We start from the raw sequence: 14,486 nt of genomic DNA, 5'->3' as shown, positions 1-14,486 counted from the left end.
AGTAATGAAAAAGATAATCCCCCTGCTGATGACGCTGCTGCTGGCAGGCTGGTCGTTTAACGCCTGGTCTTTCGCCTGTAAAACCGCGGCGGGCGTGACCATTCCCATCGGCGGCGGCTCGGCGAACGTGTACGTAAACCTTGCGCCGGCGGTCAGCGTCGGACAGAACCTGGTCGTGGATCTTTCGACACAGATTTTTTGTCATAACGATTTTCCGGAAACCATGACCGATTACGTGACGCTCCAGCGCGGATCGGCCTATGGCGGCGTGCTGTCGAGCTTTTCCGGTACCGTCAGGTATAACGGCACCAGCTACCCGTTCCCCACCACCAGCGAAACGGCGCGGATGACCTACAACTCGATAGTCGATAGACCCTGGCCTACCGTTCTCTATCTGACGCCCGTCAGCAGCGCAGGTGGGGTCGCCATTTCCGCCGGTTCGCTAATCGCTGTCCTGATCCTGCGCCAGACCAATAACAAGGATAACGACGACTTCCAGTTCGTGTGGAACATATACGCCAACAACGATGTCGTGGTGCCAACCGGCGGCTGCGACGTTTCTGCTCGCGATGTGACGGTGACGCTGCCGGAATATCCCGCTTCGGCCGCCATTCCGCTAACGGTTTACTGCGCGCAAAACCAGAACCTGGGCTACTACCTCTCCGGTACTACGGAGAACGCGGCCAATTCGATATTTACCAATACCGCATCGGCCTCTCCGGCCCTGGGGGTTGGCGTTCAGCTGACTCGCAACGGCAGCGTCGTTCCCGCGAATACCACGGTGTCGTTAGGCAACGTGGGAACCTCGGCGGTCAGCCTTGGCTTAACCGCCAACTATGCGCGCACCAGCGGACAGGTGACCGCGGGTAACGTGCAGTCAATTATCGGGGTGACTTTTGTTTACGAATAACCTCCCGGAGAGTGACGGCATCCTGTCGCCCTGTTCGCTGGTCACAGAGGGCCTGGTGCGGTTGATGGAAGACGGGGGCGCCCGGCCCGTGGTGTTAACCTCAGCGTTACCGACGCTGCCCCCTGACGTACGCCGTCTGGTGGTGTTTCTCCCTGAATCCCCTGTTCGGCTACTCTCAACCCTGAAGCGTGCCGCTATGCTGCTGGAACAGTCCGCAACGCCGCTACCGATGCTGTTTCTCAGCCGCAGCCCGGCCAGTTGGCTATGGTCCACCCTGCTACACCAGGTCGCAGAGCGGCGTCAGCTTTCCGCGGTGCGGGCGGCCGCCTCCGACCTCCCGGTCCCCTGTCTGGCGGCGCTACTGCGCGACGTCATACCCGAGGGATATCCTTCCCTTGAACAACTGGCAGATGAAGAAGCGCGGGCATTGGGTAAGCGCCCTGCCGGGCTAACCCGACCGGAGCTGAACGCCATCCTCGGTTTGCTCTGCGGATACCGCGCCAGCGATCAGGCCAAACGCCGCGGCATCAGCCACAAGACGCTCTACAATCAAAGAACCGCAGGATTGAAAAAAATGGTGGAACACCACCCGCAGATGGCCGCCCGCTTTCCCGGCAGTCAGATAAGAGAACACAAAAGCGAGCCCATCGCCGCCCTATGCGCTTTCGAGCGTGAATTTGTCCATGCAATCCATAGCCGACAAATTTTCCCGGTTTTCCAGCCCATAACCGATGAACATCGTCAGCTAAGGGGGATGGAGATCCTTGTCCGCTGGCGCCGGAACGGCAGCGTTTTGTTTCCCGCTGATTTTTTACCGCAGCTACGCTCGGAATATGCGTGGCTGGTGCTCACCGCGTTTGTGCTGCAGGAAGCCGTGCAGAATATCAATCTGTACAGTGGTGAATTTTATTTCGCGGTGAATATTCCCGCGGCTGTCGCCAGCAATGAAAACCTGATTCGCATGATGGAAACCGCGCGCCAGCAGCTGCGTCAGCCGCAAATATCGCCGCGGCTGGTGCTGGAGCTTGCCGAAAATGCCGACCTCAGCCGCCACGGGAAAATAGCCGGAAATATGGCCCGGCTACAGCAGCGTGGCTTCCGAATTATGCTTGATGACTGCTTCTCGCAAAGCAGCGTGCTGTTCCCGGTGCGGGCGTTGACGTTCAACGCCTACAAGCTGGATATGGGCATCATCAATGATATGCAGCGCGATGCGCACGCCCTGGCGCTGATTAAAAGCCTCATCTACTACTGCCGGCTGATCGGCAGCCGCTGTATTGCCGAAGGCGTAGATAGCCTGGAGAAATTCAACAAACTGAAAACGCTGGGAGTCGACCATTTTCAGGGAAACGCCATCTCGGCGCCGGTTGGCAGAGAAAACGTGGCGGAGATCATACAGCAACTCTCCGGCGAAGCGGAGTATCCGTCCGGCATCGCAGTGTAGGTAACGCCCGATGAAATACATCGGGCGTTAGCGGCACTTTAGCTCAGCTCCGGCCAGTAACCACGATTGGCCTCGATCAGTTCATCGAGAATAGCTTTCGCAACCGACGCGCTCGGAACCGTTTTGGACAAGGTCAACGCCTGCCAGAGCTTTTGGTAGCTTCCTTCAACCCAGGCGTCGACAACCAGTTTTTCCACCGCGACCTGCTGCTCCATCAGCCCCTTTTGAAACAGCGGTATTTTCCCCATCGCCAGCGGTTCGGGACCGTTAACGCCGACCAGGCAAGGCACTTCAACCATCGCGGTCTCGTCAAAATTCGCGATAGCGCCGTTGTTCTCTACAATCAACAGCATTCTTTCCTGGGTATTAAAGGCGATGGCGCAGGCGAGATCGACAATAAAGGTGGCATGCGCCCCGGCATGGAAATGCGCCGCTTTGGCGCTCCGCCGGGCAACAATGTCTTTCGCCATATCGAATACCTCTTTCTCTCTCCCGGCCATCACCTCATTCGCGCGCGTAAAGTTCGGGTCCGAGTGAGCTACCTCGTAGTCGGCATAAAAATAGTATTTTAGGTAGGTATTGGGCAACGTGTCGGTATCCAGCGCAAAGACGTCCTTCACCTTTTTGAAGGTCTCAATCCAGCTTGGCGCTTTGTGCTGAAAATCCTCTTTCGGACTGCAATACCCCAGCTCAGACACATGCTTTTTTAACGTCGGCATTAAATCATTACCGGCCTTATCGGTAATGCTGGTCCACCAGCCGAAATGGTTGAGGCCGAAATAACGCACGTTCATCTCTTTACGTGATTTCAGACCAAGGATATCGGCGAATAATCCTTCAATTGCCACCGGCATATCGCAGATATTAATAATTTTAGCCGCTGGCCGTAATCGACGAGTGGCCTCGGCAACGATCGCCGCCGGATTGGAATAGTTGAGCATCCACGCGCCGGGGGAGTACGTTTCCATATAGTCAACCAGTTCAAGTACCCCGGCAATGGAACGCATACCATAAGCGATACCGCCAGGGCCACAGGTTTCCTGGCCAATCACGCCATGCTTAAGCGGTATTTTCTCGTCCTTTTCGCGCATCTCATAGAGGCCGACGCGAATATGGGCCATCACAAAATCAACGCCGGTAAAAGCTTCCTGCGGATCGGTGGTGTAGCTAAAAGCCACTTGCGGATAACGTTCAGCCACCAGAATCGCGCAGGCTTCACCGATCACGCGCTGGCGATCGTGATGATTATCATAGAGACGAATTTCGCTCAGCGGAAATCTGTCCATATTTTCCAGCAGCATCATAATAATCCCTGGTGTATAGGTACTGCCGCCGCCAGCTATCGTAACAACAAATTTATTTTGCATCTTCCACCTCATTATTCATGTACATCTAAATAGCGATCCACAGCATTACGGATTTTATTCACCCCTAAACCATAAATAACCTGAACGTGATTACCTTTGATAATGACGCTGGTACCGCCGCTGGTTTTCAGAATATGTTCCTGAATTAATGCCGGGTCCCGCACGTCAACCCGAAGTCGGGTAAAACAATTGCCGACAGAACACACATTGTCTTTCCCGCCAAGCCCCAGAATGACCTGTTCACCGGAAGCCTTAGCTGGGACGCTTGCGCTCGCCGCTCGGCTTAGCGCCTCATCCTGTTGTTCCTGGCCTGGCGTTCGCATCCTGAAACGCAGAATCAGGAATTTACCGATAAAATACATCGCCGCTGTTTCCGCTAACCCCAGCGCGACAAAAACAGGCCAGCGCGTCAGATGGGCTCCCGCCGGTATGTTATAAACAATAAAATCGATAATGCCGTTGGTTGCGCAGACCCGAACATCGAGCAGCCACGCCAGCATCTGGAAAAAGCCATCCACTAACGAATAAACCAGCCATAACACCGGTGCGGTGAAGATAAATAAAAACTCAAAAGGTTCGGTTATCCCGACGAAGAAGGAGGTCACAATCAGCGGGATAAGCGTGACTTTCAACTTTTGTTTATTTTCAGGTTTCGCCGTCTTATAAAAGGCCAGGGCCATTCCGGCCGTGCCAAACATTTTGACCATTCCATAAGTCAGGAATCGCGCCGAGTCGCTTAACGCTCCCCCGGTGTTATCGGCAATTTCAGCGAGGAAAATGGGCTTTGCCCCGACTATCGTCTGCCCATCAATTAACAGCTGTCCGCCAATAGAGGTAAAAACGAAGGGTGACCAAATGAGATGATGTAAACCGGTCGGGATAAGAAAACGATTGAGAAAACCATACAGAAAAACGCCGGCGGCGCCGAAAGTTTTCATGACGCCGGTCAGCGCCGATATACCGTGTTCAACAATTGGCCAGAAATAGACCGTGGCGATGGCAAACACGCCGACCAGCGGGATCATTACGATCAGAACCAGCTTACTGTTGCCATAAATTGAGAATGCGCCGCGAAACTCGATATCGACAAAGCGGTTATGAATGAAAGCCACCGCGCAGCCCAGAATGATGCCAAGAAACACGCCCATATCGATGACCTGGAAACCGAAAATAAAGGTTTGCCCGCTGCCGTAAAGCTGCGCGTTGCTGCTCCCCTCAACAAGCCGCCTGGTCAGAGTAAGCCAGCTATTGTTGGCCGCCAGGTACATAAACCAGGTCATTGCGGCGACAAACGCGGCTTCCGCTTTGCGAGTTTTTGCCAACCCGCTCGCCAGACCGAGGCAAAAGAAGAAGCCAAGATTGTTCATGATTGCCCAGAGCATACTGGAAGCATATTTCCCCAGCAGGAAAAGCGAGCTGTCTTCTGCCACCCATAATTTATTGGTGGTCATACTGAGCAACGCAATCAACAGACCCACAACCGGCAGATATAAAACCGGCCCAATCATCGCCCTGGAAAAATCTTGTAATTTTTTTACCCCGATCATCCTCTTCCCCTCTCCTGCTTATCGACTGCCAGCGCTCAGAACTTGCGAATCAGCCTATGCGCCAGAGGGGATTAATCAGAGGAGATAAAGTGTCATTTGTGATGAAAGTCATATATCTTCGGAAGTAATAGATATATAAATAAAAACAAATAACTAGATGACCAGTTTATGAACACCTTGCGAATGAAAATATTTAATCTAAAAATCATATAGTTACATTTATTCGCCAACAATTCACTTCGCCATGAGACATCTATAAGTGATATACAAATCCATTGCCGAACGGCTGAAAAATCGCATCAACAGCGATGAGTTTGAAGTCGGAGATGCGTTACCGAGCGAGAAAGCGTTAGCCAGCGAGCTACAGGTATCAGTGATGACCATCCGCAAAGCGCTAACGCTGCTGGAAAGGGAAAAATTGATCGTCAAACGCCACGGCAGCGGTTCATACGTTGCGCGAAAGAGCAATTATCACGGCGGGGAGCTTGATGGGTTCAACTATCAGATGCATATCGTTGGCGAGACCAACTATCGCAACAAGGTCATCGAGTTCACTATGCTCGATGCGCCTCTGGCCATCGCACAACAGTTAAAAATTGAGCCCGGAGAAAAAGTCTATTATGTCAGGCGCATTCGGATGATTGATGACGTGCCCATTCTGATAGAAAACAGCTATATACCGGTAGCGATTTTCCCATGGCTTAGCATCGGAAATCTGGAAAGGTCAAAATTTAACTACTTTAAGAAGGAGTGCAACATCACCATTCTGGAAAGCCACCGTAGCTATTCCCCGGTTCTGGCCACCCGCGAACAAGCGGAACTCCTGCAGGTTGCGCAAAACAGCCTGTTGCTACGCGTGCAATCGATCAGCTTTGCGCAGAATAATCTCATCGTCGATTTATCCGATATTTACCAAAATACCAATAAATACAATGTAAAACATATCACTCGCCGTTGAAGGATAGTTAAGCCCGGAGTTTCGGCTTCTCCAGCGGCGCGTCTCTCAGCCGTGATGCCCGCCAGCAGGTCTGCGGCAAGGTTGCGAAGCGGCAGCTGGCGGTTCGGCTCCGTTACGCTTACCAGCCGCAGACGTTAGTCTCTTCGTCGGACTCGTAGCCGCGCACGATATTAATCAGATCTTTTACCGCATCGGCAGCCGTCTGCGGATCCTGCAATTCAGCCAAAGTTGCAAATTCACTGTCGACCGACACGCCATTATTATTGTTGGTTACCGTTACGATAAATCCCTTATCCCCGGCGTTATCGACTGAGAGATCGGAAATAAGCTCAGCGATGGCCTGCGCTGCGATATCAGGCACGTACAGAGCCATGGGCTTAAGATACACTTTTTCTTTTTTATCTTTATTATTGCCGTTGATTACCGCTAACGCATAACCTTTATTTTCACTGTTCATATTATCCCTCGATAAGAATTTTAGGATCAACGTAAAAGTCGACGTTAAATACGGTGTCTTCCGTTAACGCCTCAATGCAGTGCCATTTTTCGGGTGGGAAAACGCCAAACTCCCCTTCAGCAATGGTCAGGGTTTCGACCGGATCCGGGCTGGTCTCATCAGCGTAGCCCAGATAGCGTATCGCGCCGCACATCACCGACAGTCGTGGGTAGACGCCCTGCCGGGTGCCCGCGTCCAGATGCCGCTTCCAGATCGACGCTGGCGCCGTCTCTTTTGTCCACAGCGGGGTGCTACGGGTATGCACATAGTGGGTCGGGATGATGATTCGCTGCATGATTCTGCCTCTCTTTACGCCCGCGGCACGGGGCCGAAAACAGGAAAATATGTTGCATATCATATACCCCTTTTAATCACTGAGGGTATTATTTTTTATCAAAATCGTTTCCCCCCTCTATTTCTACCCATTAGGGATTAGACCACTTACTAAAATAAATACGGGCGAATTCAGCTACGCTAAAGTCGCCCGCAAATAAACACAAATGACTTATTTCCCTGCTGAAGTAAGCGGCCCCGGTTTACCGATCAAATAGCCCTGAACCAGATCACAACCTAATTTTCGTAACGACTTCAGCTGTTCTTCCGTTTCGACGCCTTCTGCCACAATTCGCATATGCAGGCTTTTACCCATGCTGATGATCAGGCGCACGATATCCAGATCGTCTTGCTGATGGGGTATATTAATAACAAATGATCGATCGATTTTTATCTTATCAAACGGGAAATAGCTTAAACGCGAGAGCGACGAATAGCCAGTACCAAAGTCGTCAATAGAGATCTGCACGCCAAGCTCACGCAGCTGACTCAGGATCTCTAACGAGCGGGTATTTTCATTAAATACGTCAGACTCGGTAATTTCCAAATCCAGCCGATACGGATCCAGCCCGGTTGTTCTTAAGATAGTTACCACGGTATCGGTCAGTGAACTGTTCATTAACTGAACCGGCGACACGTTAACCGACACCTTGAGCGGCGACGACCAGCTGGCGGCCGCTTCACAGGCGGTTTTCAATACCCACTCGCCTAACGCATTAATCAGGCCGATTTTCTCCGCCACCGGGATAAATTCCGTCGGCGGAACGCTGCCGCGTAGCGGATGAAACCATCGAACCAGCGCTTCATAGCCGTAGATTTCACCATTCATGGCATCGGCAATCGGCTGATAGTAAACCCTGAACTCCCCTCTCTCGAGCGCCTGCATCAGGTCATCTTCGAAAGATTTATTCTCCTGCTGGCGCTGAAGCATACCGGGGCGGAATATCTGGACGTAACCGGAGCCCTCTTTTTTCGCTTCATACAGCGCCAGGTCGGCGCATTTGTATAAATAGTCGGTGCGGCTTTCTCCGTCAGAGATGACAATCCCGATACAGGCGCCGATCTGAATCTGCGAGTCGTAAATCTGATACGGCTGGCTAATCTTTTCCCGGATCACCGTTGCCCGCTCCAGCGCCATCTCTTCGCTAAGATCGTGGGTCACCAGAGCAAATTCGTCTCCCCCCAGTCGGTACAGCGTTTCTGACGTTTTACGAAAAAATGAGAGACGGCTGGCCAAATCCTGCAATAGCTTATCTCCGGCGTCATGACCCTGCGTGTCGTTGACGTCCTTGAAATTATCCAGATCGAACAACATAACCACCGCCGAGCCGTGATAGGGCCGCACCTGGTTAACCACCTCCTGCAGGCGTTGCCAGAAAGAGAGCCGGTTGGGCATCCCGGTCAGCGAATCATGATAGGCATCGTACTGCAGCCGACGGTTTTGCACCTGTAGCTTTTCTTTGGAAGCCTGCAGATCGGTAGCCAGTAATTTCATCCGCACGTGAGCGCGACGCAGGGTGTTATTCTGCTTCAGCATCAACATCCCGAGCGTGATACAGAGAATAATCAGCAGAATAGAAATGGCCGAATAGATGTAATAGAGGTTCTGTATTTTATCGTGGGTGAGATTAACCAGATTAAAATCCTGGGCGAGAGAGGTGGACGCGAGCGAGGTCAACGGCCCGTCCAGGGTGCTCATCTCTTGTAACATCAGCTTCAGCTGTGCTGTCGTCATGGTATCCAGCTGCTTATCCAGCCGGTCCAGAAGAGTAATCAGGCTGTCAACTATCGCCTTACGATGAGGATCTTTGCCGATAAACTTTCCCAAATCACCCTGCTGCAGCAGCGCAATCTGGCTCATCATGATTTCCAGACGCAGGCGCACCTCATCGTGGTCGCTTCCCTTTACCTCCAGCCCCATCGCACTCAGTCGCGCCTCAAGACGCATGTACTCGGAGACTATCTGGGAAACGGACCACGAATCAGTATAACGGGTTAATTTTTGCAGCTCACTTTGCCGCTCATGGACCAGATAAGTAATGTAACCGGTCACAATGAAGAGCGACAAAATAATGGCAGTGAGTATTCGATTCAAGATCAAACCCTTACTCAATTATAATCTTCGAAACCTGCCATGCCGAACGGGAATAATAAATCTGATTCTGCAATTCCGGGCTACTGTCGTAGGGATAAACAATAAATAAAGGCCCTTTATCACGAATGCGCATATATTCGCCGTTCATTTTTAAAGCCAAAATTACTGGAAATTTATGAAAGTCATCGATGGGAACAATGGTGGTGTAATCATTCAGCGCCAGCACCCGCGCCGACTTGCCTTTGGCACCGACTAAATCCATGAGTTTACTGAGGGAAACGCCGTCAAAGCGAACCTTTCCCGAATACCACGGGGTGGTTGTTACGATCGTTTCCATGCCCAGTTTTTCCAGTGCCGCCACATCAAAAACGGCGGTATCGCCCTCATTCGTATTAGTAATCAGGCCGGAAATAGTTAAAACGGGTTTACCCACGGGCGCCGGCAGTTTTTCTGCAAAAGCGGAAGGCAAAACCATGACACAAAATAAAGCTGCAAAAATTAAACGCATTTAACTCACCCTTCCGAAATTGGAGACTTGTTAATTGTAAACCATTTAAGTCATTTCTTAAAAGGTGTCCTCAGCGGGTACAAAAATTTAAATTAAACACAATAAGCCAAGTCCTAAGCTCGCATTCCGAACGGCCCAGCCGGGCTGCACCCGGCCGGTCAGGCAAACGCTTAATGCCTTTAAACACGCAGAGCAGGTAAAAATCTTTTCACTTGCCCTTCTGCGCGGTAGTCTCAGGACAGGCGCGAATTCGGAAAGCGTCTCATTCCAATAATTAGAAACTTAGCAACAGACAGGACAGGTATGGAATCAACGTTAATTTCTCAGGGCTCCGGCAAGGAGGCATGTTCTCTCAACCGCGCCCGCAGAGCGGCCTGGGGCAGCTTCGCCGGGGCCGTGGTCGACTGGTACGACTTTCTTCTCTATGGCATCACCGCCGCGCTGGTATTTAACCGGGAGTTTTTCCCGCAAATCAGCCCGGCAATGGGTACCCTCGCCGCGTTTGCCACCTTCGGCGTCGGTTTCCTCTTTCGCCCGCTGGGCGGCATTATCTTCGGTCATTTCGGCGATCGCCTCGGGCGCAAACGCATGCTGATGATGACGGTGTGGATGATGGGGATCGCTACCGCCTGCATCGGTCTCCTGCCCTCGTTCAACCAGATAGGCTGGTGGGCGCCAGTTCTGCTGGTTCTGCTGCGCGCCGTACAGGGTTTTGCGGTGGGCGGAGAGTGGGGCGGCGCGGCGCTGCTGGCGGTTGAGAGCGCGCCGAAAAATAAGAAAGCGTTCTACAGCAGTGGCGTGCAGGTGGGTTATGGCGTCGGATTGCTGCTCTCAACGGGGCTGGTGTCGCTGATAAGCGCCTGTACCACCGATGCGCAGTTCCTTAGCTGGGGCTGGCGTCTGCCGTTCTTGTTTAGCGTCGTGCTGGTGCTGGCGGCGCTCTGGATCCGCAACGGCATGGCGGAATCTGCCGAATTTGAACAGCAGCAGCGCGAACAGCAGCAACAGCCGCAGAAAAAGCGTCTGCCGGTAGTAGAAGCGCTGTTCCGCCATCCGGGCGCGTTCTTAATGATTATCGGTCTGCGCCTGTGCGAACTGCTGACAATGTATATCGTCACCGCCTTCGCGCTTAACTACTCCACGCAGAATCTCGGCCTGCCGCGCGAGCTGTTTCTTAACATTGGCCTGCTTGTCGGGGCTATCAGCTGTCTGACGATCCCCTGCTTCGCCTGGCTGGCGGATCGCTTTGGCCGACGCCGCGTCTATATCACCGGGGCGCTGATCGGCACCCTCAGCGGCTTCCCGTTCTTTATGGCGCTCGAAAGCCAGTCATACTTCTGGATCCTGTTTTTCGCGCTCATGCTGGCGAATATTGCGCACGATATGGTGGTTTGCGTCCAGCAGCCGATGTTTACCGAAATGTTCGGCGCCAGCTATCGCTACAGCGGGGCCGGAGTGGGATATCAGGTCGCCAGCGTCGTCGGCGGCGGTTTTACGCCGTTTATTGCCGCCGCTCTGGTCACCCTATCCGGAGGCTCCTGGCATAGCGTTGCGATCTATTTGACCGTGGGTTGCCTGCTATCTGCCCTTACGGCGATGCTGATCAAACCTTGTCGCCACGGCGATGAACCGCTTTAAGGAGTTACCATGATTCAGGAGCCCTGCTGGCCGCAGCGCTTTCATCACCAGCAGCTGCCGCTTCACTACTGCGCCGATCCGACGCTTGCCGAGCAGCCGCTGTTTGACCGGGCACGCGACGGGGAAGCGGTGGCCCAGCTCTGGCAGGCCCCGCAGGGATTTGTGGTGCCGGGAAGCTATCGCAAATTTGCCGAACTCCCGGCGGTAAGCGAGCAGTTTGCCAGCCGGGGATGGCCGGTCTGGCAGCGCCGCTCCGGCGGCGGCCTGGTCCCGCAGGGGCCGGGAATTGTCAATCTCAGCCTGGCCTGGCCGGTTTATCACTCGCTGGGCGAAGCCGCAGAGCCGATTTATCTTTTCCTCTGCGGCCTGTTGCAGCGTACGCTTTCAACCTTTGGCGTAGCCAGCCACTTTCAGGCGGTCAGCGGTTCATTTTGCGATGGTCGCTATAATCTGGCCTGCGGCGAAGGCGGGCAGGTGCGAAAAATAGCCGGCACGGCCCAGTACTGGCGCCCCATGCCGGCAGGACGGGGCCATGTGGTCCTCGCGCACGCGGTGATCCTGCTGGACGTCGAGCTGCAGGCTGCCCATCGGGCGGCCAATGATTTCGAAGCCCGGCTCGGCAGCGGACGGGTATACCGCGCCGAGAAAACCGTGACGCTTGCCGAACTTGTGACACAACCAGCCGATTTGCTCCCCCGCTTTCGCGAGGCGCTGGTGCAGGAGTTACAGAATATTAGCTGAAGGTCGTCTTCAGATAGCGGCTAAAGGTCTCTACTGCCCGCGATACGCGCGGCGCGTAGGGGCGAATAACGTAGAGACTTTCCGCAAACACATCCACCGGCCGCCATTCCGGCAAGAGCTCCTGTACCAGCCCGCGGCCAATCGCCTCCCTGGCGCTAAAATCCGGCAGTAAGGCAATTCCCAGCCCCGCCAGCACCGCATCGCGCAGGGATTCGCTGTTATTGGTGGCGAAGGGTCCCTGCACCTTAACGCTCACCCGCTCATCGTTGCGCTCGAAGGTCCAGTGCGGGCTTTGCGGCCCGCGCGGGTAGGTCAGGCATTGATGCTGACGCAACGCGTCAGGCGAATCGGGGCGACCAAAGCGGCGAATATAGTCCGCCGAGGCGCCCACCAGGGTTGCCGTACGGCACAGCGGCCAGGCTACGTGGGTCTCCGGCAGCAGCTCGCGACGACAGTGGCGAATGGCAATATCAAACCCTTCGCTGGCGAGCGACACCAGCCGATCGGTCACCTCCAGCTGCAGATGAAGCTGCGGGTGCTGATGCAGAAAAGGCGTGATGGCCGGAACCAGCTGCTGTCGAGAGAACGCCACCGGCGCGGTAAGGCGCAGCGTTCCGCGCAGCGGGCCGCCCTCATCGTCGCAGGTGCCGGTAAAAATCTCGCGGATCTGCCCAAACGGTTCGTTTAGTTCCGCCACCAGCCGCTGGCCATCTTCGCTTAGGGTCACGCTGCGGGTGGTGCGGTGCACCAGCGTCTTGCCGGTGACTCGCTCCAGTTCGCTTATTTTCTGGCTAATGGCGGACTTGCTGACCGCCAGCTTTTCCGCGGCGCGAGTATAGCTTTTTTGCTCCTCCAGTACCGTCAGCCAGTACAGGTGGGTCCAGTAAATGTCCGGGCGGATTTCGCTCATCATGATTGTTCACAGAGAAAAACAATGAGTTCAAATATAGCGGTTTTTACCGACTTCAGCACGAGGTAGCATCTCTTTCACCGAGGTAAATCTGACAATAAGGACCATCTGCTATGCCATTACTGACGTTTGATATCATTGAAGGACGCAGCGAAAACGAGATCAAAACCCTGCTGGATGCGGCACATCGCGCCGTTGTGCAGGCGTTCAAGGTGCCAGAGCGTGACCGCTACCAGATTGTTCACGAAAACAAAGCTCACCATATGATTATTGAGGATACCGGGCTGGGGCTGACGCGAAGCCGGGACGTAGTGGTGGTGAGGGTTTATACCAGCCCGCGCAGCGAAGCGCAGAAGCAGCTTTTTTATGCCACTCTGCAGGCTGAGCTTAAGGAGCACTGCGGTCTGAGCGGCGAGGATCTCATGATCTCGGTGATCGGCAACCACAAGGGGGACTGGAGTTTCGCTCACGGCGTAGCGCAGTATATTACTGGCGACCTTTAGCCCTGCCGACGATGCGACTGGCGCACGATGGGCTCCCCAGTGCGCCACGTCGCCGTCGGCCCTTCAGCAGCATCAATGAGCCGATTCAACGCCTCTTCCACCAGCCGCTCGCGTCGCTGATCGTAGGTCGTTAGCTGCCATTCCGGCGCCGCCGCCTCATCGATATTATCGAAACCGACAATACCCATCGTTAAATCGCGCTCGCGCAGCGCCTGAAGCGCGCCTATCGCCAGAATATCGTTTTCACAAAACAGGGCATCTACTCTTTCGCCTGCGGGCGTCGCGTCCAGATAGTCACTCATCGCCGCATATCCCCGGGTACGTAAATACTGGCCGGCAACCAGCAGAGTATCAAGCCGGCAGCCTGCCTGCTCCAGCGCCGCTTCGTATCCTTCCATCCTCATTAAATGGTGGGAAGCGGTATCCGGACCCTTCATATAGCCAAAAGTGCGATGCCCCTGCGCCAGTAGCAGTTCAGCAAGCTGCTTTCCGGCAAGCCGACCATCGATATTGACCACCTGGATTTCCGGATGATCGGTATTACGGCCAATCTGCACCAGCGGAACGCGATGAATTTCAGTGGCAATCGCGATAAGTTCCGGTGTCAGCACCGTGGCCATAAACAAGATACCGTCAACCTGGAGCTGGTAAGCCAGCGCCATCGCTGTGCGGGTATTTTCTTCATCGGTGACGTTAATCACCAGCGCCATGTAGCCACGATTCTGCAGCTGGCGAGTCACTTCGTTAAGCAGCAGCACCATGTTGGGATTGCGTAACTCGTCGACCGCCACGCCAATAATATGCGTTTGCTTTTGCGTCAGGCTACGCGCCAGTAAATTTGGTCGATATCCCAGAATATTAGCGGCTTTCATCACCTCTTCCCGGGTTTTGGGCTGGATGGAGGCCCCGGGGGTAAATGCCCGGGAAACCGTCCATTTGGAGACGCCAGCCAGTAACGCAACGTCGCTGGCGGTCGCTTTTTGTCGTTTTGGGGCGCTCATACTCGGTTTTAACGTTCCTGATAAAAAACATCCAA

The 14,486-nt window shown here is 54.0% G+C and carries 14 protein-coding genes; 6 read left to right on the top strand and 8 right to left on the bottom strand.

The features are described from left to right. Positions 1-4: 4 nt before the first annotated feature. Complete coding sequence (locus tag K2184_RS00250; RefSeq protein ID WP_004103588.1) at positions 5-910, top strand: fimbrial protein; 906 nt, start codon at positions 5-7, stop codon at positions 908-910. Next, positions 897-2,354 (top strand): EAL domain-containing protein, encoded by a 1,458-nt coding sequence (locus K2184_RS00245; RefSeq protein ID WP_196552810.1) that lies wholly within the window; start codon positions 897-899, stop codon positions 2,352-2,354. The genes K2184_RS00250 and K2184_RS00245 overlap by 14 nt, the downstream gene beginning before the upstream one ends. Before the next feature lie 38 nt (positions 2,355-2,392). Here the strand turns inward: K2184_RS00245 and K2184_RS00240 are convergent, their stop codons facing one another. Together K2184_RS00240 and K2184_RS00235 are read right to left on the bottom strand one after the other, a co-directional pair. Then, a complete protein-coding gene (locus tag K2184_RS00240) occupies positions 2,393-3,721 on the bottom strand; it encodes a 6-phospho-alpha-glucosidase (protein ID WP_023321262.1) in 1,329 nt (442 codons plus the stop codon). An 11-nt stretch (positions 3,722-3,732) separates the two neighbouring features. Beyond that, a complete protein-coding gene (locus tag K2184_RS00235; protein ID WP_004113899.1) occupies positions 3,733-5,268 on the bottom strand; it encodes a PTS transporter subunit EIIC in 1,536 nt (511 codons plus the stop codon). A gap of 259 nt (positions 5,269-5,527) precedes the next feature. Here K2184_RS00235 and K2184_RS00230 point away from each other — a divergent pair, with 259 nt between their 5' ends. After that, a complete protein-coding gene (locus tag K2184_RS00230; RefSeq protein WP_032744796.1) occupies positions 5,528-6,226 on the top strand; it encodes a GntR family transcriptional regulator in 699 nt (232 codons plus the stop codon). Positions 6,227-6,344: 118 nt separating this feature from the next. Here K2184_RS00230 and K2184_RS00225 read toward each other — a convergent pair whose 3' ends face one another. From K2184_RS00225 to K2184_RS00210, 4 genes are all read right to left on the bottom strand, one after another. Continuing rightward, complete coding sequence (locus K2184_RS00225; protein WP_004113900.1) at positions 6,345-6,683, bottom strand: DUF1869 domain-containing protein; 339 nt, start codon at positions 6,681-6,683, stop codon at positions 6,345-6,347. Position 6,684: 1 nt separating this feature from the next. Then, positions 6,685-7,017: a DUF1971 domain-containing protein gene (locus tag K2184_RS00220; protein ID WP_163525808.1), complete on the bottom strand. Its 333-nt coding sequence runs from the start codon at positions 7,015-7,017 to the stop codon at positions 6,685-6,687. A gap of 210 nt (positions 7,018-7,227) precedes the next feature. After that, positions 7,228-9,150, bottom strand: coding sequence for a putative bifunctional diguanylate cyclase/phosphodiesterase (locus K2184_RS00215; RefSeq protein ID WP_004103601.1), 1,923 nt, complete (start codon positions 9,148-9,150; stop codon positions 7,228-7,230). Between the two features lie 10 nt (positions 9,151-9,160). Further along, positions 9,161-9,658: a molybdopterin-dependent oxidoreductase gene (locus K2184_RS00210; RefSeq protein ID WP_004103602.1), complete on the bottom strand. Its 498-nt coding sequence runs from the start codon at positions 9,656-9,658 to the stop codon at positions 9,161-9,163. A gap of 303 nt (positions 9,659-9,961) precedes the next feature. On the opposite strand from K2184_RS00210, the gene shiA reads away from it, so the two are divergent. Both shiA and K2184_RS00200 read left to right on the top strand, forming a co-directional pair. Beyond that, a complete protein-coding gene (gene shiA / locus K2184_RS00205) occupies positions 9,962-11,296 on the top strand; it encodes a shikimate transporter (protein ID WP_004103603.1) in 1,335 nt (444 codons plus the stop codon). 9 nt (positions 11,297-11,305) lie between these two features. Further along, the gene (locus tag K2184_RS00200; protein ID WP_004103604.1) at positions 11,306-12,037 is read left to right on the top strand and encodes a lipoyl protein ligase domain-containing protein; all 732 of its coding nucleotides are present in this window, start codon (positions 11,306-11,308) and stop codon (positions 12,035-12,037) included. Here K2184_RS00200 and K2184_RS00195 read toward each other — a convergent pair. Beyond that, a complete protein-coding gene (locus tag K2184_RS00195; RefSeq protein ID WP_163525686.1) occupies positions 12,030-12,947 on the bottom strand; it encodes a LysR family transcriptional regulator in 918 nt (305 codons plus the stop codon). The two genes, K2184_RS00200 and K2184_RS00195, sit on opposite strands and share 8 nt — an antisense overlap. Before the next feature lie 113 nt (positions 12,948-13,060). Here K2184_RS00195 and K2184_RS00190 point away from each other — a divergent pair, with 113 nt between their 5' ends. Next, on the top strand, positions 13,061-13,450 hold the full coding sequence (locus K2184_RS00190) for a tautomerase family protein (RefSeq protein WP_134882863.1): 390 nt from the start codon (positions 13,061-13,063) through the stop codon (positions 13,448-13,450). Here the strand turns inward: K2184_RS00190 and K2184_RS00185 are convergent. Further along, the gene (locus K2184_RS00185) at positions 13,447-14,451 is read right to left on the bottom strand and encodes a LacI family DNA-binding transcriptional regulator (RefSeq protein ID WP_032744789.1); all 1,005 of its coding nucleotides are present in this window, start codon (positions 14,449-14,451) and stop codon (positions 13,447-13,449) included. The genes K2184_RS00190 and K2184_RS00185 overlap by 4 nt on opposite strands. Positions 14,452-14,486 lie beyond the last annotated feature (35 nt).

This window comes from Klebsiella sp. K5-306, assembly GCF_051835185.1.
In the GTDB taxonomy this organism is placed as follows: Bacteria; Pseudomonadota; Gammaproteobacteria; order Enterobacterales; family Enterobacteriaceae; genus Klebsiella; species Klebsiella oxytoca.
This window is presented reverse-complemented; position numbering and strand designations above follow the sequence as displayed.

Bases quoted from the DNA above. Each gene is read 5' to 3' on its own strand.
- K2184_RS00250 (WP_004103588.1), top strand. From the start codon at position 5: ATGAAAAAGATAATCCCCCTGCTGATGACGCTGCTGCTGGCAGGCTGG.
- K2184_RS00240 (WP_023321262.1), bottom strand. From the start codon at position 3,721: ATGCAAAATAAATTTGTTGTTACGATAGCTGGCGGCGGCAGTACCTAT.
- K2184_RS00235 (WP_004113899.1), bottom strand. From the start codon at position 5,268: ATGATCGGGGTAAAAAAATTACAAGATTTTTCCAGGGCGATGATTGGG.
- K2184_RS00225 (WP_004113900.1), bottom strand. From the start codon at position 6,683: ATGAACAGTGAAAATAAAGGTTATGCGTTAGCGGTAATCAACGGCAAT.
- K2184_RS00220 (WP_163525808.1), bottom strand. From the start codon at position 7,017: ATGCAGCGAATCATCATCCCGACCCACTATGTGCATACCCGTAGCACC.
- K2184_RS00210 (WP_004103602.1), bottom strand. From the start codon at position 9,658: ATGCGTTTAATTTTTGCAGCTTTATTTTGTGTCATGGTTTTGCCTTCC.
- shiA (WP_004103603.1), top strand. From the start codon at position 9,962: ATGGAATCAACGTTAATTTCTCAGGGCTCCGGCAAGGAGGCATGTTCT.
- K2184_RS00200 (WP_004103604.1), top strand. From the start codon at position 11,306: ATGATTCAGGAGCCCTGCTGGCCGCAGCGCTTTCATCACCAGCAGCTG.
- K2184_RS00195 (WP_163525686.1), bottom strand. From the start codon at position 12,947: ATGAGCGAAATCCGCCCGGACATTTACTGGACCCACCTGTACTGGCTG.
- K2184_RS00190 (WP_134882863.1), top strand. From the start codon at position 13,061: ATGCCATTACTGACGTTTGATATCATTGAAGGACGCAGCGAAAACGAG.
- K2184_RS00185 (WP_032744789.1), bottom strand. From the start codon at position 14,451: ATGAGCGCCCCAAAACGACAAAAAGCGACCGCCAGCGACGTTGCGTTA.